Annotated in this window: 17 protein-coding genes; 8 read left to right on the top strand and 9 right to left on the bottom strand. The window is 70.6% G+C overall.

The features are described from left to right. The first annotated feature begins 22 nt into the window (after window positions 1–22). From DS843_RS17760 to DS843_RS17725, 8 genes are all read left to right on the top strand, one after another. Window positions 23–2,380, top strand: a complete 2,358-nt coding sequence (locus DS843_RS17760; RefSeq protein WP_149470201.1) for a xanthine dehydrogenase family protein molybdopterin-binding subunit — start codon at window positions 23–25, stop codon at window positions 2,378–2,380. After that, the gene (locus tag DS843_RS17755) at window positions 2,377–3,189 is read left to right on the top strand and encodes an FAD binding domain-containing protein (RefSeq protein ID WP_149470200.1); all 813 of its coding nucleotides are present in this window, start codon (window positions 2,377–2,379) and stop codon (window positions 3,187–3,189) included. The genes DS843_RS17760 and DS843_RS17755 overlap by 4 nt, the downstream gene beginning before the upstream one ends. Continuing rightward, a complete protein-coding gene (locus DS843_RS31600; protein WP_208852269.1) occupies window positions 3,186–3,674 on the top strand; it encodes a (2Fe-2S)-binding protein in 489 nt (162 codons plus the stop codon). The genes DS843_RS17755 and DS843_RS31600 overlap by 4 nt, the downstream gene beginning before the upstream one ends. A 4-nt stretch (window positions 3,675–3,678) precedes the next feature. After that, window positions 3,679–4,287 (top strand): SRPBCC family protein, encoded by a 609-nt coding sequence (locus tag DS843_RS31595; protein WP_208852268.1) that lies wholly within the window; start codon window positions 3,679–3,681, stop codon window positions 4,285–4,287. 170 nt (window positions 4,288–4,457) lie between these two features. Further along, window positions 4,458–5,627 (top strand): amidase, encoded by a 1,170-nt coding sequence (locus DS843_RS17745; RefSeq protein ID WP_149470199.1) that lies wholly within the window; start codon window positions 4,458–4,460, stop codon window positions 5,625–5,627. After that, window positions 5,624–6,004: an oxalurate catabolism protein HpxZ gene (hpxZ, locus tag DS843_RS17740; RefSeq protein WP_149470198.1), complete on the top strand. Its 381-nt coding sequence runs from the start codon at window positions 5,624–5,626 to the stop codon at window positions 6,002–6,004. Before DS843_RS17745 ends, hpxZ begins: the two co-directional genes overlap by 4 nt. Before the next feature lie 96 nt (window positions 6,005–6,100). After that, a complete protein-coding gene (locus DS843_RS17735) occupies window positions 6,101–6,586 on the top strand; it encodes a MarR family winged helix-turn-helix transcriptional regulator (protein ID WP_149470197.1) in 486 nt (161 codons plus the stop codon). Between the two features lie 172 nt (window positions 6,587–6,758). Continuing rightward, window positions 6,759–7,922, top strand: coding sequence for a YlbE family protein (locus DS843_RS17725; protein ID WP_149470195.1), 1,164 nt, complete (start codon window positions 6,759–6,761; stop codon window positions 7,920–7,922). On the opposite strand, the gene purT is transcribed toward DS843_RS17725, so the two are convergent. The 9 genes from purT to DS843_RS17680 all read right to left on the bottom strand — a co-directional run bounded on the left by purT (window position 7,913) and on the right by DS843_RS17680 (window position 16,351). After that, the gene (gene purT / locus DS843_RS17720) at window positions 7,913–9,082 is read right to left on the bottom strand and encodes a formate-dependent phosphoribosylglycinamide formyltransferase (RefSeq protein ID WP_149470194.1); all 1,170 of its coding nucleotides are present in this window, start codon (window positions 9,080–9,082) and stop codon (window positions 7,913–7,915) included. The genes DS843_RS17725 and purT overlap by 10 nt on opposite strands. Before the next feature lie 212 nt (window positions 9,083–9,294). After that, a complete protein-coding gene (locus tag DS843_RS17715; RefSeq protein WP_286192162.1) occupies window positions 9,295–9,969 on the bottom strand; it encodes a protein-methionine-sulfoxide reductase heme-binding subunit MsrQ in 675 nt (224 codons plus the stop codon). Between the two features lies 1 nt (window position 9,970). Then, window positions 9,971–10,927 carry a protein-methionine-sulfoxide reductase catalytic subunit MsrP gene (gene msrP, locus DS843_RS17710; protein ID WP_149470193.1) on the bottom strand — a complete coding sequence of 319 codons (957 nt, stop codon included), beginning with the start codon at window positions 10,925–10,927 and terminating at the stop codon, window positions 9,971–9,973. Between the two features lie 119 nt (window positions 10,928–11,046). After that, complete coding sequence (locus DS843_RS17705) at window positions 11,047–12,075, bottom strand: Gfo/Idh/MocA family protein (RefSeq protein WP_149470192.1); 1,029 nt, start codon at window positions 12,073–12,075, stop codon at window positions 11,047–11,049. Between the two features lie 5 nt (window positions 12,076–12,080). Next, the gene (gene eda / locus DS843_RS17700; RefSeq protein WP_149470191.1) at window positions 12,081–12,716 is read right to left on the bottom strand and encodes a bifunctional 4-hydroxy-2-oxoglutarate aldolase/2-dehydro-3-deoxy-phosphogluconate aldolase; all 636 of its coding nucleotides are present in this window, start codon (window positions 12,714–12,716) and stop codon (window positions 12,081–12,083) included. Next, a complete protein-coding gene (locus DS843_RS17695) occupies window positions 12,713–13,447 on the bottom strand; it encodes a GntR family transcriptional regulator (protein ID WP_149470190.1) in 735 nt (244 codons plus the stop codon). Before DS843_RS17695 ends, eda begins: the two co-directional genes overlap by 4 nt. A 15-nt stretch (window positions 13,448–13,462) precedes the next feature. After that, on the bottom strand, window positions 13,463–14,395 hold the full coding sequence (locus DS843_RS17690; RefSeq protein ID WP_149470189.1) for a sugar kinase: 933 nt from the start codon (window positions 14,393–14,395) through the stop codon (window positions 13,463–13,465). Window positions 14,396–14,545: 150 nt separating this feature from the next. Then, a complete protein-coding gene (locus DS843_RS17685; protein WP_286192161.1) occupies window positions 14,546–15,475 on the bottom strand; it encodes a DMT family transporter in 930 nt (309 codons plus the stop codon). A 399-nt stretch (window positions 15,476–15,874) separates the two neighbouring features. Beyond that, window positions 15,875–16,351 (bottom strand): hypothetical protein, encoded by a 477-nt coding sequence (locus DS843_RS17680; RefSeq protein ID WP_149470187.1) that lies wholly within the window; start codon window positions 16,349–16,351, stop codon window positions 15,875–15,877. Window positions 16,352–16,854 lie beyond the last annotated feature (503 nt).

Here is a 16,854-nt window from a genome sequence, read left to right as displayed (position 1 = left end):
ACAAGAACGAGAGGGTCAGGGAATGGCAGAGGTTAGCACCGCCGGTTCCGGTGTCGGCGCGCGGGTTCGCCGCAAGGAGGACGACCGGCTGCTGCGCGGGCGGGGCCGCTTCGTCGGCGACATCGCCCTGGTCGGCATGAAGGAACTGGCCTTCGTGCGCAGCCCGGTTGCCCACGCCACCATCACCGGCATCGAGATCCCCGAGGAGCACCGCGGCGCCGTCTTCACCTGGGCGGATCTGGCGGCGGGCGGCGTCAGGCCGATCCGCGCCGTGTCGGGACTGCCCGGCTTCAAGGTGTCGGAGCAGCCGGCGCTGGCCGACGGCAAGGTGCGCTTCGTGGGCGAGCCGGTGGCCGTCTGCGTCGCCGCCACCCGCGCCGAGGCCGAGGACATCGCGGCCTCCGTCTTCGTCGATTACGCCGAGCTTCCGGTGAATTCCGACATGCTGGAGGCGGTGAAGCCGGGCGCGCCGAAGGTTCACGACCACTGGCCGGACAACGTGTTCCTGGAGACCAACACCGGCGGCAACATCGCGGAGATCGCCGCCACCGCCCCGGTGAAGGTGTCGCGCACCATCCGCACGGCGCGCCAGTGCATGGTGCCGCTGGAGGGCAAGGGCGTGGTCGCCCACTGGGACCGCCACGTCGAACAGCTCGTCCTGACCACCTCCACCCAGATGCCGCACATCGTGCGCGCCGGCCTGTCGGAATGCCTGGACCTCGACCAGGGCTTGATCCGCGTGGTGGCGCCGGACGTCGGCGGCGGCTTCGGCTGGAAGGGCCTGCTCCAGCCGGAGGAGATCGTGGCCGCCTGGATCGCCATGCGCCTCGACCGCCCCGTCCGCTGGACCGAGGACCGGCGGGAGCATCTGGTCGCCGCCGCCAACGCCCGCGAACACCATTACGAGATCACCGCCTACGCCGACGCGCGCGGGCGGCTGCTGGGGATCGAGGCCGACGCCTGGGTCGATGCCGGGGCCTACTCCGTCTATCCCTTCTCCGCCTGCCTGGAGGCGGCGCAGGTCGGCAGCATCCTGCCCGGCCCCTACGACTTCGCGCATTACCGCTGCCGCACCTTCTCCGTCTGCACCAACAAGCCGCCCATCGTGCCTTATCGCGGCGTGGCGCGGACCGGCGTGTGCTTCGCCATGGAGCAGATGATCGACGCCGTGGCCGACGCCGTCGGGCGGGAGCCGTGGCAGGTGCGGCTGGAAAACCTCGTCCCGCCGGAGAAGATGCCTTTCGACAACGTGACGAAGAAGCATTTCGACAGTGGCGACTATCCCGAATCCGTCCGCCGCGCCGTCGCCGCCATCGAGCTTGAGGGCTGGCGCGCCCGCCAGAAGGCCGGGGAACGGGACGGGCGCCTGATCGGCGTCGGCTTCGCCACCTATTGCGAGCAGTCGGCCCACGGCACCGCCGTCTATCACGGCTGGGGCATCCCCATGGTGCCGGGGCACGAGCAGGCGCAGGCCCGCATCACCCCGGACGGCGGGCTGGAGCTGCGCGTCGGCGTGCAGTCGCACGGCCAGAGCATGGAGACCACCTTCGCCCAGGTCGCCCACGAGGTGCTGGGCATCCCGCTGGAGAAGATCAAGCTGGTGCACGGCGACACCGGCCTGACGCCCTATTCGACGGGCACCTGGGGGTCGCGCAGCATGGTCATGGCCGGCGGCGCCGTCGCCACCGCCTGCCGCACGCTGGCCGAACGGCTGCGCAAGATCGGCGCGCACCTGATGCAGGCCGGGCCGGAAGGCGTGGTTCTGGAAGGCGGTTCGGTGAAGGCCGGGGCCGCCGCGGTGTCCATCCGCGAGATCGCCCACACCTGGTACCGCGCGCCGCAGCTTCTCCCTGCGGACGTGGACCGGAGCGGGCTGGAGGTCACCGCCGGCTACAAGCCGGGCAGCGATCACGGCACCTTCTCCTACGCCACCCACGCCGTGGCGGTGGCCGTGGACCCGGAGATCGGGCAGGTCGAAATCCTCGACTACGTGGTGGTCGAGGACGCCGGGACCATGGTCAACCCGATGGTCGTCGATGGCCAGATCTACGGCGGCGTCGCCCAGGGCGTCGGCACCGCGCTGTACGAGCGGATGCCCTACGACGCGGAGGGCCAGCCGCTCGCCTCCACCTTCGCGGATTATCTGATCCCCGGATTCACCGAGGTCCCGCACGTAAGGATCATCCACATGCTGACGCCCTCCCCCTACACCGAGTTCGGCGTAAAGGGCATCGGCGAGGGCGGCGCCATCGCCCCGCCTGCCGCGATTTGCAACGCCATCAACGACGCGCTGAAGCCGCTGGGAGTCATCGTGACGAACGCGCCGATGACGCCGGAGGTCATTCTCTCCGCCATCGCGGGCGAGCGGGGTGCGGCATGAAGGCGGTCGATTTCGACTACGCGCAGCCGGCGACGCTGGCCGAGGCGCTGGAGCTTCTGTCGCGCGAGGACGTGATGGTGCGGCCGGTGGCCGGGTCGCAGTCGCTCGGCCCCATGCTGAACCTGCGGCTGGCCCAGCCGGAACTGCTGGTGGACATCACCCGCATCGCCGAGCTTCAGGCGATCCGCCGGGAGGGCGACCGGCTGGTGATCGGGGCTTGCGTCACCCACGCGCGGCTGGAGGACGGCGACTATCCGGACGTGACGCGCGGCGTGCTTCCCAGCGTAGCGGCGGTGATCGCCTACCGCGCGGTGCGCAACCGCGGCACCATCGGCGGCAGCCTCGCCCACGCCGACCCGGCGGCGGACTGGGTGAACGTCCTGACCGCGCTCGGCGCCGACGTGGTGATCGCCGGTTCGGGCGGGCGGCGCAGCGTGCCGATGACCGATTTCATCCTGGGCGTCTTCGAGACGGCCTTGCATCCGGGCGAGATCGTCGCGGAGATCCATGTGCCCGCCCTGTCCGACCGGGCGCGCTGGGGCTACTATAAGGTCTGTCGCAAGACCGGCGAGTTCTCCCACGCCACCGGGGCGGTGCTGATCGACCCGGCCCGCGGCGTGCAGCGCTGCGTCGCCGGGGCGACCTCCGGCAAACCGGTGGTGATCGACGGCCCGGCCCTGATCGAGGGCGGCTGCACCGAGGCGGCCATGGCCGTGCACCTCGCCGGAAGCCCTGCTGCCGACGACCCCATCGCCCTTCGGACCCACACCGTCGCGCTGAAGCGCGCCATCGCGCAGGTGATGTCATGAGCGCCCACGCCAAAACCATTTCCCTGACCGTCAACGGCAAGCGGGTCGAGGCCAGCGTCCCGCCGCGCCAGCATCTGGGCGACTTCCTGCGCGAGCGGGAATTGCTGACCGGCACCCATCTGGGCTGCGAGCACGGCGTGTGCGGCGCCTGCACCATCCTGATCGACGGCGAACCGGCGCGCTCCTGCATCACCTTCGCGGTGGCCTGCGACGGGCGGTCCGTCACCACGGTGGAGGGGCTGGACGACGATCCCGTCGCCACGGAGCTGCGCGAGGCCTTTTCCGCCGAGCACGGCCTCCAGTGCGGCTTCTGCACGCCGGGGATGCTGGTGGCGGCGCGCGACGTGGTGCTGCGCTGCCCGGACGCCGACAACCCGGCGATCCGCACGGCGATGAGCGGCAACCTGTGCCGCTGCACCGGCTATGTCGGGATCGTCAACGCCATCCGCCGCGTCATCGACGCGCGCAACACGAACGCGGGGTAAGCCCATGCCGACCATGACCCAGACCCTTGCCGTCAACTTCCCGCGTGCCCGCGTCTGGCCGCTGCTGGGCGACGTGGAGCAGGTGATTTCCTGCATGCCCGGCGCCTCGCTGACCAAACCGCGCGAGGGCGACCGCATCTTCGGGCAAATGCGCGTGAAGCTCGGCCCCATCGCCGCCGCCTTCGCGGGCGAGGGCGCGCTGACGATGGACGAGGCGACCCACACCGGCGTCATCCACGGCCAGGGCACGGACCCCAAGAACAACTCCCGCGCCAAGGCCGACGTGACCTTCGCGGTGCTGGAGGAGGGGGCGGGCACGCGCATCGACCTGACCGTCGATTTCACCCTGACCGGCGTCCTGGCCCAGTTCAGCCGAGGCGCCATCGTGCAGGAGATCGCCAACCGCCTGACCGCCGAATTCGCCCGGAACCTGGAAGCCAAGCTCGCCGCGACGGCACCGGTGGAGGAGGTTGCGGAGGCGGCTCCGGAGGCCCCTCCGGCACCCGCCAAGGAATTGAACGCCGGCAACCTGCTGTGGGTAATGCTGAAGGATTGGCTGCGTGGCCTCTTCGGCAACCGCTCCCTGCAAGACAACCACAGCCGAACCCGATAACCCCTCTCCCGCCCCGGGAGAGGGAGGGGCCCATGCGCAGCATGGGAGGGTGAGGGTGCGGACAGGAGCAGCGCCTTGATCCTTGTACGACCCTCACCCGCCCGCTTCGCGGGCACCCTCTCCCGGGGCGGGAGAGGGATTGGAACCCTGACGAGACCCACCATAGCATCATGCCGAACGACCCCCTGAACGCCTTCGTACCCCATGGCCTGACCGAGGTCGCCGGAGCCGCGGACGGCCCGCTGGCCGGGCTGCGCTTCGCGGTGAAGGATCTGTTCCATATCGCGGGCCTTCCCACCGGGGCGGGCAACCCGGATTGGCTGCGCACGCACGATGTCCCGCAGGCGACGGCGCCCGCCGTGCAGCGCCTGCTGGACGCCGGGGCGCGCGTCGCCGGCAAGACGCTGACCGACGAACTGGCCTGGAGCCTGGCCGGCGAGAACGCCCATTACGGCACGCCGGAGAATCCGCAGGCGCCGGGCCGCATCCCCGGCGGGTCCTCCAGCGGGTCGGCCTCCGCGGTCGCGGGCGGGGCGGTGGATTTCGCCATCGGGACGGACACCGGCGGCTCGATCCGCCTGCCGGCCAGCTATTGCGGCCTCTACGGCATCCGTCCCACCCATGGGACGGTTCCGCTGGACGGCTCCGTTCCGCTGGCGCCGAGCTTCGACACGGTGGGCTGGTTCGCGCGGGACGCGGCGCTGCTCCGCCGCGTCGGAGCGGTGCTGCTGCCCCCGGCGCCCGCCCCGGCGTTCCGCCGCCTGCTGGTCGCCGAGGACGCCTTCGCGGTGGCGGGAGAGGCGGTGCGCGACGCACTTGCCCCGGCTGTGGACCGGCTGCGGGAGCGGTTCGGGGGCGCGGACGCCGTGACGCTGGCCCCCGAAGGGCTGGAGCGGTGGCGCCCGGTCTTCCAGACGCTCCAGGCCGCCGAAGCCTGGGCGGCGCACGGCGCCTGGATCGAAGCGGTGAAGCCCGCCTTCGGGCCGGGCGTGCGCGACCGCTTCGCCGCGGCGGCCACGCTCGACCCCGCTCTGGCCCGCGCGGCGGCGGAGACGCGGGAGGGCATCCGTCAGCGGATGGACGGTCTTCTGGGGGCGGACGGGCTGATCGTCCTGCCCAGCGCGCCGGGCATCGCACCGCTGCGCGGCTCGTCGGGGGCGGCGGTGGACGCGGAGCGCGGACAGGCGCTGGCGATCCTGTGCCCCGCCGGTCTGGCCGGTCTGCCGCAAATCTCCATTCCGGCGGCGCGGCTGGACGGCTGCCCGCTCGGCCTGTCGCTGATCGGCCCGCGCGGCAGCGATTCCGCGCTGCTGGCCATTGCCGAGGACCTCTTCCCATGACGCCTGAGATCAACATCCCCGAGGTGGTGGCCGAGGTCACCGCCGCTTTCGAGCGTTACGAGCGCGCGCTGACCGGCAACGACGTGGCGGTTCTGGACGAGCTGTTCTGGAACCACCCCGCGACCCTGCGCTACGGCGTGGGGGAGAATCTGTACGGCTACGACGCCATCGCCGCCTTCCGCCAGGGCCGCCCGGCGGCGGGGCTGGATCGGGTGTTGCGGAACACCGTCATCACCACCTATGGCCGCGGCATGGCGACCGCCAACACCGAGTTCACGCGCCCCTCCACGGAGCGCGTCGGGCGGCAGAGCCACACCTGGGTCCGCATGCCGGAGGGCTGGCGGATCGTCGCGGCGCATGTGTCGCTGATGGGCTGAGGGCCGCGTCCTTCCGCCCCGGTTGCCGATCCTCCGGCCCGCCGCCATCCTCTCTGACAGCCGATTTCCCAAACCCGCTCCGACGGACCGCCCGCGATGACATTAGACGACCCCCTGATCGAAGAGGCGTACCGCGTCCTGGCGGAGCGTCCCGGATTCCTGATCCGCCGCCTGCACCAGATCCATGTCGCCATGTTCATGGAGGAGTGCGCGGAGTTCAACATCACCCCCGTCCAGTACAGCGTGCTGACCGCCCTGGCGGAACGCCCCGACCTGGATCAGGTGACGCTGGGCGCCCAGATCGGCATCGACCGCACGACCACCGCCGGTGTACTGGCGCGGCTGGCCGAACGCGGGCTGATCCAGCGCCGGGCCAGCCCGGTGGACAAGCGCATGAAGCTGGCCGCCATCACCGCGGAGGGCCGGAAGCTGCTGCGCCGCATGGACAAGAAGGCGCAGCGCGCCCACGACCGCACCATCGCGCCCCTGCCGAAGGAGGACCGGGCGGTCTTCCTGCGCCACCTGCTGCATCTGGTGGACGCCAGCAACGGCTACGGGCGCGCCCCGCTGCATTTGCCGTGATGCAAAACTCCCCTCTCCCGCCCCGGGAGAGGGAGGGACCCGCCGCGAAGCGGTGGGAGGGTGAGGGTGCCGCCAACGATCAGCACCTCGATCCTCGCACGACCCTCACCCGCCCGCTGCGCGGGCACCCTCTCCCGGGGCGGGAGAGGGATTGAACGCAAGGACACACGCGATGAACGACGCCACCGCGCAGGCCGTGGAGCGGATGCTGGCCGCCGTGCCGGTGTGGACGGAGACCGGAACCGCCGGAGACCGCATCGGGCTGGACCGCCGCACGCTGCTGCACGCCGGGCCGCCCTTCGCCGATCCGGCGGAGATTTGCCCGCCGATCCTCAACGCCGCCGCGGCGGCGCTGCTGTTCGAAGGCATGGCCGGCGGCGTGGAAGAGGCCCGCGCGCTGGTGCTGAGCGGCGCCGTGACCTTGCGCCCGGCGCAGGACATGGGCGTGGTCACGCCGTTGGCCGCTGTCGTGTCGCGGTCGATGTGGCTGCATGTGGTGGAGGATGCGGGCGGCTCCGGCGTTCGCGCCTACAGCCCGCTCAACGAGGGCGGCGGCCCCGCCCTGCGCTTCGGCATCGTCAGCGGGGCTGTGGTGGAGCGGCTGCGTCGGCTGCACGGTGCTGTCGGGCCGGCGCTGGCCGGGGTCGGACCGGTGGAACTGTCGCGCATCGCCCGCGAGGCGATGGAGCAGGGGGACGAGTTGCACGGGCGCGTCGGGGTGGCCTCGGCGCTGCTGACCGACACGCTGGTGTCGCGGCTGGGCGGGACCGGCGAGGTCTGCGCCTTCCTGAAAGAGGCCGGACAGTTCTTCCTCAACCCGTGGATGGCCGCCTGCAAGGCGATGATGCTGGCCGCCGACGGGGTGCCGGGGGCGGCGCTGGTGACGGCGGCGGGCGGCAACGGGGTGCGTTTCGGCCTGCGCCTGTCGGGTGGAAAAGTCTGGGCGAGCGCGCCCGTGGCCGCCCCGCAGGGACCCGATATCGGCGTGCCCCGCCCGCGCCTGCCCGCCATTGGAGACAGCGCCGTCATCGACGCCGTGGGGTTCGGCGCGCTGGCGCTCGACGCCGCGCCGCTGCTGCGGGCGGAATTGGGTGCTGCCGCCGAAACGGCCATCGCGGCGGCGGACCGGCTGCTCTGCGCCGAGCATCCCGTCTACCGGCGCCGCGTCGGGCTGGACTCGCGCGCCGTGCTGCGTGGCGGTCCCGTCCCGCCGGTCTGTCTGGCGGCCCTGCACGCGGCGGGGGAGGACGGGATCGTCGGGCGGGGCATCGCCTGGCACCCGCCCTCCTGCCACGCCGACGCGGTGGCCGCGCTGGAGCCGCCCGCCTACTCGTAGCGGATGGACACCGCCGAAGCCGCCTTCAGTGCCCGTTCGCGGGCGTCGTCGGTGTCGGTGCCGGCGGCGAGCGCCACGCCCATGCGGCGGTTCTTGCGGGTCGTCGGCTTGCCGAACAGGCGCACGTCCACGTCATGCTCCGCGCTGCCGACGCGCATGGCGTCGGCCAAGCCTTCGATGGCGAAGCGCTCCGCCTCACGGTCTGCCAGGATGACGGCGGAGGCGGACGGACCATGCACGCGGATGGCCGGGATCGGCAGTCCCAGGATGGCGCGGGCGTGCAGGTCGAACTCCGACAGGTTCTGCGACAGCAGGGTCACCATGCCGGTGTCGTGCGGGCGCGGCGACAATTCGGAGAAGACCATCTCGTCCTTCGTGACGAAGAACTCCACCCCGAAGATGCCGTAGCCGCCGAGATTGTCCACGACCTTCGCCGCCATCGCCTTGGCGTCGTCCAGCAGGGCGGCGGGCATCGGCACCGGCTGCCAGGATTCCTGATAGTCGCCGCGCTCCTGCCGATGACCGATGGGTTCGCAGAACAGGATGCCCTCGCGGGTGCGGACGGTCAGCAGGGTGATTTCGTACTCGAAGGGCACGAACTCCTCGACGATGACCTTCCGGCGGTCGCCGCGCATGTTGGCGACGGCGTAGGTCCAGGCGGCCTCAAGCTCGTCGGCGGTCCGGACGGTGCTCTGCCCCTTGCCGGAGGAGGACATGACCGGCTTGATGACGCAGGGCAGGCCGGTGTGCTCCGCCCCGGCGATCACCTCCTCCAGGCTTTCGGCGTAGCGGTACTTGGAGGTGCGCAGGCCCAGCTCCACCGCGGCGACCTCGCGGATGCGGTCGCGGTTCATCGTCATGGTGGCGGCGCGGGCGGAGGGGACGACGGTCAGGCCGGCGTCCTCGAACTCGTGCAGCACCTCGGTGCGGATGGCCTCGACCTCCGGCACGATGAAGTCCGGCTTGTGCTTCGCGATGGCCGCGCGCAGGGCGTCCGCGTCGAGCATGGAGAAGACCTCCGCCGCGTCGGCCACCTGCATCGCCGGGGCGTTGGCGTAGCTGTCGCAGGCGACGACCTCGCAGCCGAGGCGCTTGGCGGCGATGACGAACTCCTTCCCGAGTTCGCCCGAGCCGAGAAGAAGGATTTTGGCCGTGAACATGCGCGGACTCCCGTGACGCAACTGCCCGCGGAGCTTTACCCCAACGCGGGCTGTCCGTACATGGTGGACTGCATGCGTTGTCGCAGGCTGGCCCGGCGTCGGGTGCGGGTCGGGTTTTTCACCACGAAGACACGAAGGGCACGAAGGGATCACAAAGGGGCGCCGGCTTCGTGGGAAAGCACCCCTTCGAATGAACGCTCTTTGTGACGTTCTTAGTGTCCTTCGTGTCTTCGTGGTGAAATCCGAGCCAAGATAGAACCTCCCTTCAGGCCCGCCACCGCCGGACTCCTCGCATAGCGCAGGGCGACCAGCCCCAGGAAGATCGTCGCGTAGACGAAGGGCGGGTACTGCCAGCCCTTGACCAGCATGACGTAGTGGATGCAGCCCGCCGCCCCGGCCACGAACACCGCCTTGTGCAGCGCCTTCCAGCGCCGCCCGCCGAGCCGCCGCACCATGCCGTTGGTGGAGGTCGCGGCCAGCGCCGTCAGGATCACGAAGGCGCCCATGCCCACGGTGATGTAGGGCCGCTTCACAATGTCCTTCCACACCGCCGCCCAGTCGAAGAACTGGTCCACCCCCACATAGACAGAGACGTGCAGCAGCGCGTAGAAGAAGGCGAACAGCCCGATCATCCGGCGAAAGCGCGCCAGCCCCGGCTGGCCGGTCAGGATGCGCAGCGGCGTGACGGCGAGCGCCACCAGCAGCAGCCGCAACGCCCACAGCCCGCTCTGCCGCACCGCCTCGGCCACCGGCTCCACCCCCAGCCCGCCGCTCACGCCCAGCCAGACCATCCAGCCCAGCGGGGCGAGTCCCAGGGCGAACACCACCGGCTTCGCCCAGCGCGAGGACAGCGCCAAGGCAACCGGTCCTTTCGAGGCTGCGGCCATCTCAGTAATTCTTCCGCAGGTCCATGCCGGCGTAGAGCGACGCCACCTCCTCGCCATAACCGTTGAAGGGCAGCGTCTTGCGGCGGGAGAACTCGCCGATGCGGCGCTCCGTCGCCTGGCTCCAGCGGGGGTGGTCGACCTCGGGGTTCACGTTCGAATAGAAGCCGTACTCGCGCGGCTGCGAGCGGTTCCAGGAGGTCGGCGGCTGGTCCTGGGTCAGGGTGATGCGGACGATGGACTTGATCGACTTGAAGCCGTACTTCCACGGCACGACCAGCCGCACCGGCGCGCCGTTCTGGTTGGGCAGCGTCTCCCCGTACATGCCGACCGCCAGGATGGTCAGCGGGTGCATGGCCTCGTCCATGCGCAGCCCCTCGACATAGGGCCATTGCAGCACGGGATATTTCAGGCCGGGCATCTGCGACCGGTCGGCCAGCGTCTGGAAGGCGACGTACTTGGCGTTGCCGGTCGGGTCCACGCGCTTCAGCAGCTCGGCCAGCGGGAAGCCGACCCAGGGGATGACCATCGACCAGCCCTCGACGCAGCGCAGGCGGTAGACGCGCTCCTCAAGCGGGAAGGACAGCAGGTCCTCGATGCCGAAGGTGGCGGGCTTTCCGGCCTCGCCGTCCACCGCGATCTCCCAGGGGCGGGTGCGCAGCGAGCCGGCGTTTTCGGACGGATCGGTCTTGTCCGTCCCGAACTCGTAGAAATTGTTGTAGCTGGTCGCCGACTTCATCGGAGTCTGGGCGTCCATCTTGGGGTCCTTCGGGCTGACCGTCGTCGGGACCTGGAAGGGCGCGGCCAGCGCCGGACCCGGCAGGAGCCCCGTGCCGCCGAGCGCCAGGGCCGCCCCACCCGCGATACCGCCGGCCATGATCGAGCGCCGGGACAGGAACAGGCCGCGGGGCGTCACCTCGTTCTCGCTGGCTTGCGACGCGCTCCGGACTTTGATGAGCATGAACACTCTCCACAGGAAAGCCGCCGGGAGGCGACAGCGCCTCCCGTCCCTCATCTAGCCTTGGTCCGGCGTTTCGGCAAATCAAGCGCGGGACACGAGTTCGTGAGCGTGGAGTGAGGTCAGTCCTCCGGAACCGCCGTGACGGCGCCGCTCTCCGACGCCTGGAGGATCGCCTCGATCAGGCGGTGGACCTTCAGCGCCTCCCGCCCCGACACGCGCGGCTGGCCGCCGCGGTCGAGCGCGTCGAGGAAGTCGGCCAGGACGGCGCGGTGATGGATGTTGGAGAAGGCCATGGGGTCGGCCCCACCGCCCAGCGTGCCCGCCGTCTCCCCCGCCTGCACCGTTCCGCCGGAGCGCAACTGCACTTCCAGCCGGTCGCCGGTCAGCAGGGCGGAACCGGCGGTGCCGGCGATCTCGATGCGCTCCGGATAGCCGGGATAGGCGGCGGTGGTGGCGTCCACCGTGGCGAGCAGCCCGCCGTCGTGGCGCAGGGTGGCGCACACCACGTCCTCGGTGTCGATGGGGCGCAGGCCGCTGGTGCCGGCGAAGGCCGCCACCGCGCGCGGCAGGCCGAGCAGGCTGACATAGAGGTCCAGCGTGTGGATGGCCTGGGTCAGCAGCACGCCCCCGCCGTCCCGCGCCTTCATGCCGCGCCCCGGCTGGGCGTAGTAGGCGTCGTCGCGCCACCAGCGCACCACGACGGAGGCCGACAGCGGGCGGCCCAGCGTGCCGTTGCGCAGCAGTTCCGCCAGCCGTTCGGCGGCGGCGCGGAAGCGGTGCTGGAGCATGACGCCCAGCGTCAGCCCGGCGCGCTCCATGCTCTCCACCACGGCGCGGCAACCGGCGGGCGTGGCGTCCAGCGGCTTTTCCAGCAGGACATGCTTTCCGGCGGCGGCGCAGCGGGCGACGAGGTCGGCGTGGGTGTCCGGCGGGGTCAGCAGCAGGATGGCGGAGACGCTTGGATCGTCCAGCAGCGCCTCCGCGCTGTTCACCGCCGGCAGGCCGAAGCGCGCCGCGAAGGCGGCCCGGCGGTCGGCGGAGGGGCTGAAACAGCCCGCCACCTCCACCCGGTCGGCCAGATCCAGCAGGCTCTGGGCGTGGGGCGTCGCCGCCATGCCCAGCCCGATCACGCCGACGCGGCGCCGCATCCGGCTCAGCCCTGGGTCAGGGCGGCGGCCTCGCGGGCCAGCCGCTCGATCTCGGACCAGCGGCGCTCCTTCACCGCGTCCGCCGGGGTCAGCCAAGTGCCGCCGAGCGCGAAGACGTTGGGAAGGGACAGGATCTCCTTCACGTTCTCCGCCTTGATGCCGCCGGTCGGGCAGAAGCGGATCTCCGGCATCAGCGGCGCCATGCCGCGCAGCGCCGGGGCGCCGCCGTTCAGCATGGCCGGGAAGAACTTCAGCTCGCGGAAGCCGTGTTCCATGGCGATCAGCGCCTCGGTCACGGTGGCGATGCCCGGCAGATAGGGCAGGCCGGCGGCCTTGGCGGCCTCCGCCAGACGGTCGGTCAGGCCGGGGCTCACGACGAAGCGGGCGCCCGCGTCGCGGGCCTGGGCGAACTGCTCGGGCCGGATCAGCGTGCCGAGGCCGACCAGGGCGCCTGGAACGCGGGCGGCGATGGCTTCCGCGCAGGCCAGCGCCGCGGGGGTGCGCAGGGTCACCTCCAGCGTGGTCAGGCCGCCGGCGACCAGCGCCTCGGCCAGGGCGACCGCGCTGTCCGGCTCGTCGAGGACGAGGACCGGGACGATGCGCGGACCGGACAGGGAAGGTTCAAGACGCGGATGGGTCATGTCGGGGCCTCGGCAGGAGAGAAATAAAGCGGGGCGGCGAGCCGCATGTCGTCGATGGTCAGCAGCAGGCCGTCGATGTGGTCGCCGAGCGCCTTCGCCGCGCGGTCGGAATCATGGTCCGCGATGGCGGAGACGATGGCCTCGTGCTCGGCGATGACGGCGGCCATGCGGCCGGGGAAAGGAAGGGTCAGGTGGCGGCAGCGGTCGATCTGCACCTTCACCTGCTGGGTGATCGGCCAGAAGCCGGGATAGCCGGCGATGTCGGCGATCAGCGCGTGGAACGCCTCGTCCGCCTGATGGAAGCCGTCGGCGGCACCCGAGGCGTCCACCTCGCGCTGGCGCTCCAGATTGGCGTGGAGCGCGGCGATCTGGCTGCGGGTCGCGCGTTCCGCCGCGAAGCGGACGGTCGCCTGCTCCAGCGTCTTGCGGATCAGGTTGGCTTCCGGCAGGGCGGCGATGGGGATGCGGGCCACGAAGGTGCCGGATTGCGGGAAGACCTCCACCAGCCCCTCGTCGGCCAGCCGCAGGACGGCCTCGCGCACCGGGGTGCGGCTGACGCCGAAGGCTTCGGCCACCAGCTTCTCCGCGATCGGGTCGCCCGGCTTGCGGGCCAGCGACACGATCTCGGCCCGCAGGTCGCGGTAGATGGCCGCCGCCGCCGTGGTCCCGCGCTGCGACGCGCGGGGCGGCTTGAGGGCGGCCGGTGTGAAGGTGGTTTGCCCTGTGGGCATGGCGGCAACCTTGTGTCAGCCATCCAGAACGTCGGTCATCGCGTCGCGCGGGATGATGGCGCCGCGGTGCTGGATGACCACGGCGGCGATGCGGTGGGCGGAGCGCGCCGCCTCCACCGGGCCGCGGCCCTTCAGGCGGGCGCTGAGATAGCCGGCGCTGAAGCTGTCGCCCGCCGCCGTGGTGTCCACGACCTTGGCGACCTTTTCCGACGGCACGGTCTCCTCGATGCCGGGGGCGGAGACGATGCAGCCCGGCTTTTCCAGCTTCAGCACGATTTCCGGCACACCGGCGCCGCGCACGCGGGCCATCGCCGCGTCGGCGTCGGCATCGCCGTAGAGGCCGCGCAGGTCCTCCACGCCCGGCAGGGCGATGTCGGTGCGCCGGAGCATCGCGTCGTAGGCGCGCTGCGCCGTCTCGCGGTCGGGCCACAGGCGGGGGCGCCAGTTGGTGTCGAAGGCGACGCGCCCGCCGCGCCCGCGCAGGCGGTCGAGCATGGGGAACAGCACCTCCCGCCCGCGCCCGCCCCAGATGGCGAGGCTGATGCCGGAGAGATAGAGCAGGTCGTAGCCTTCGAGATCGGCGACCAGCGCCGGGCTGTCGGGCAGGACGAACAGGTCGCGGGCCGGGGCGGAATCGCGCCAGTAGAGGAAACGGCGCTCGCCGCTGTCGTCCGTCTCGATCATGTAGAGGCCGGGAACGCGGTTCGCAACGCGCAGCACATGGCCGGTGCCGACCCCTTCGGCCTCCCAGGTGGCGACCATGGCGTCGCTGTTGCCGTCGTCGCCCAGCGCCGTCACGTAGTCCGGCGCCATGCCGAGGCGCGCCATGTAGACGGCGGTGTTCAGGGTATCGCCGCCGAAGCCCATGGTGAAGGTTCCGTCGGGACGGCGCACCAGTTCGATCATGCATTCGCCAAGGGCCGCAACCCGGCGCGCGGACTCACCCATCGCCATCCCCCGTCCGGCGGTCAGGTCCGCCGGTCTCTGCTAGATAGTTCAAACGGCACGGTCTTTTAGTCCCGCGTTTCCCAGGGTCAAGTATACTAATATATTAATGCTTGGAGCAAGAGTTTTGCGCACCGTCCGGCCTGCGGCCTTTCATCGCGCGGCGGCGTCCCGTTCCTTCTTGCGCAGCCGCTCGCGGTGGGCGGTGTAGAGGCCGCTGGCGATGATGATGCCGGCGCCCAGAAAGGTCCAGTGGTCGGGCAGCGCCCCGAAGATCAGGAAGCCCAGAAGCGTGGACCAGACGATCTGGACGTAGGAGCAGGGCGCCAGCACCGACGCCTCGCCGAAGCGGTAGGCCTGGACCATCAGCCATTGCCCCATGGTGGACACCAGCCCGATCAGGGCGCCCAGCGCGACCTCGGTTCCGGTCGGCATGGCGAAATTGAAGGGCAGCAGGACCGTCAGCACCGCAAGCCCGGTCAGGGCGGTCCAGATCAGGGTGGTGGTGGGATGCTCCTGCCCGGTCATCTTGCGGGTGATGACCACGCCGGTCGCCCAGCTCATGGCGGACAGGATGGGGAAGATGGCCGCCGGCTGGAAGGCCGCGCCGCCGGGGCGGATGACGATCAGCACGCCGAGCAGCCCGACCAGCACCGCCGCCCAGCGGCGCGGCCCGATCTTCTCGCCCAGCACCAGGATCGACAGAATCGTGACGAAGACCGGCGAGACGTAGCTGGTCGCCGCCGCTTCGGCCAGGGGCAGGTAATGCATGCCCATGATGAAGAACAGCGCCGACCCCAGCATCCCCAGCCCGCGCAGGATCTGAAGGCCGGGGCTGGCGGTCCTCATCACGGGCGGCCCGCCGCGGATCATCAGCGGCAGCAGGAGCGTGGTGAAGCCGACATAGCGCATCCAGCCGATCTCGATGGAGGGCAGGGTCTGGGCCAGATACTTCGCCGTCGCGTCCGAGCAGGAGAAGAAGAAGACCGCGGCGACGACCATCAGGATGCCGCGCACGGGATCGTCGCGGCGCTCGCTGGCAAGCGACGCCGCGGCTTGGGCAGCGGCTTGGGCAGCGGACACCCTTTCCGGGGAGCGGGAACAGTCGGGCATGGCCGGGGGCGTTTCCAGGCAGGAAGATGACCCGGGGTTTCCGCCCGGTTAACCATCAGCTTACTGATATATCAGCCTTGGAACAACGGTGCGGAGCGTCATGGCAGCCCTGCGGGCGGCCCTGAAAAGCTCCCGCCTGCCTCAGCCGTCCAGGGCACCGAGGTCAGGTTAACAGGTTCAGTCAGAGCGGCGCCCACTCCTTCTCCCCCCTGGGGAGAAAGTCGGGATGAGGGGGCGGCCGAAGGCCGGAAAAGCCCTGCAGGGAGCAACGTTTCCCCCTCACCGGCCCTTCGGGCCGCCCTCTCCCCAGGGGGGAGAGGGCTATTCGATGCCTTTGGGACAGAAATCAACCTGACCTCGTTGCCCTGCTCAGCCGTCGCCGTGGTCCGCGCTGGTGGGGCCGCGCAGGGCGGAGGTGACGGCGGGCGCCGGGCGCAGCAGGGGCGCCGGGGGATTGATCGGCAGGTCCATCAGGCCGCGGCGGGCGGCGTTGCGCTCCAGCTCGTAATCGGGGTCGGGAAAGCGTTGCAGAAGCGTCTCGTAGGTCTCGCGCGCCGCGGCGGGGCAGCCCAGGATGCGGAACGCCTCCCCTTGCCGCAGCAGGGCGCCGGCCTCCGTCGCGCGGTGGTAGGAGGCGAGGCTGGCCGCCACGGCGAACCACCGGTCATAGGCGGCCCACAGCGCTTCCACCGTCGGCCCCTCGCACCGCCCGGCCACCACCGCCTCCTCCAGTGCCTGCCGGTAGACGGTGTCGGGGGCGGGGACGCTCGTCGCGCAACCGCCCGCCAGCAGGACGGCGCCCGCGAGCGCGGTTCCGGCAATCGCCCGTCTGGTTCGCGTCGGCATCGGTTCCTCTCCCCCCTGTTCGCGGCCCCTGTTCGCAGCCATGCGCGCCCAGTGAAATACAGGCGGGTTAAAGCCCGGTTCAAGCCGGAGGAGAGGGGCCTCTGGAAGCAAAGGGTTTCATGCAACTCGGGCGGAAAACATTTCGAATTTCGAGGCAAAGAACAGCCAAGAATCTACGCCTTAACGGATATTAAAAGTCATATAAAAGCGGGGTGTAACATTATCCCTTTGGGTAAGCCGGATGGTTGACTCGCGGTACAGGAAGGCTATTACCTGAGGGTGTGAGAAAATAAAGCACTCGGAATTAAGGAAAATTTTAAGTGCCTTGTCCTCCCGCCCTCTAGTTGAAACCCTTGTTGTGGAGAATCCCATGCGCGCTGTCCTGGTTGAACCGAATCCCTTGATCGCCGACGCGCTTGGCCGTCAGCTCGGCATGGGCAAGATCCGTTACGACCGCCAGGACTGGACGGGTCTGGAGGAGCTTCTTCAGGAGCAGGGGGCGG

The organism is Roseomonas genomospecies 6 (assembly GCF_008365375.1).
In the GTDB taxonomy this organism is placed as follows: domain Bacteria; phylum Pseudomonadota; class Alphaproteobacteria; order Azospirillales; family Azospirillaceae; genus Azospirillum.
This window is presented reverse-complemented; position numbering and strand designations above follow the sequence as displayed.

Excerpts from the sequence above, each read along its gene's own strand:
- DS843_RS17705 (WP_149470192.1), bottom strand. The coding sequence starts at position 12,075 with ATGCGGCGCCGCGTCGGCGTGATCGGGCTGGGCATGGCGGCGACGCCC.
- eda (WP_149470191.1), bottom strand. The coding sequence starts at position 12,716 with ATGACCCATCCGCGTCTTGAACCTTCCCTGTCCGGTCCGCGCATCGTC.
- DS843_RS31600 (WP_208852269.1), top strand. The coding sequence starts at position 3,186 with ATGAGCGCCCACGCCAAAACCATTTCCCTGACCGTCAACGGCAAGCGG.
- DS843_RS17715 (WP_286192162.1), bottom strand. The coding sequence starts at position 9,969 with ATGGCCGCAGCCTCGAAAGGACCGGTTGCCTTGGCGCTGTCCTCGCGC.
- msrP (WP_149470193.1), bottom strand. The coding sequence starts at position 10,927 with ATGCTCATCAAAGTCCGGAGCGCGTCGCAAGCCAGCGAGAACGAGGTG.
- DS843_RS17690 (WP_149470189.1), bottom strand. The coding sequence starts at position 14,395 with ATGGGTGAGTCCGCGCGCCGGGTTGCGGCCCTTGGCGAATGCATGATC.
- hpxZ (WP_149470198.1), top strand. The coding sequence starts at position 5,624 with ATGACGCCTGAGATCAACATCCCCGAGGTGGTGGCCGAGGTCACCGCC.
- DS843_RS31595 (WP_208852268.1), top strand. The coding sequence starts at position 3,679 with ATGCCGACCATGACCCAGACCCTTGCCGTCAACTTCCCGCGTGCCCGC.
- DS843_RS17755 (WP_149470200.1), top strand. The coding sequence starts at position 2,377 with ATGAAGGCGGTCGATTTCGACTACGCGCAGCCGGCGACGCTGGCCGAG.
- DS843_RS17680 (WP_149470187.1), bottom strand. The coding sequence starts at position 16,351 with ATGCCGACGCGAACCAGACGGGCGATTGCCGGAACCGCGCTCGCGGGC.
- DS843_RS17745 (WP_149470199.1), top strand. The coding sequence starts at position 4,458 with ATGCCGAACGACCCCCTGAACGCCTTCGTACCCCATGGCCTGACCGAG.
- DS843_RS17760 (WP_149470201.1), top strand. The coding sequence starts at position 23 with ATGGCAGAGGTTAGCACCGCCGGTTCCGGTGTCGGCGCGCGGGTTCGC.
- DS843_RS17735 (WP_149470197.1), top strand. The coding sequence starts at position 6,101 with ATGACATTAGACGACCCCCTGATCGAAGAGGCGTACCGCGTCCTGGCG.
- DS843_RS17695 (WP_149470190.1), bottom strand. The coding sequence starts at position 13,447 with ATGCCCACAGGGCAAACCACCTTCACACCGGCCGCCCTCAAGCCGCCC.
- purT (WP_149470194.1), bottom strand. The coding sequence starts at position 9,082 with ATGTTCACGGCCAAAATCCTTCTTCTCGGCTCGGGCGAACTCGGGAAG.
- DS843_RS17725 (WP_149470195.1), top strand. The coding sequence starts at position 6,759 with ATGAACGACGCCACCGCGCAGGCCGTGGAGCGGATGCTGGCCGCCGTG.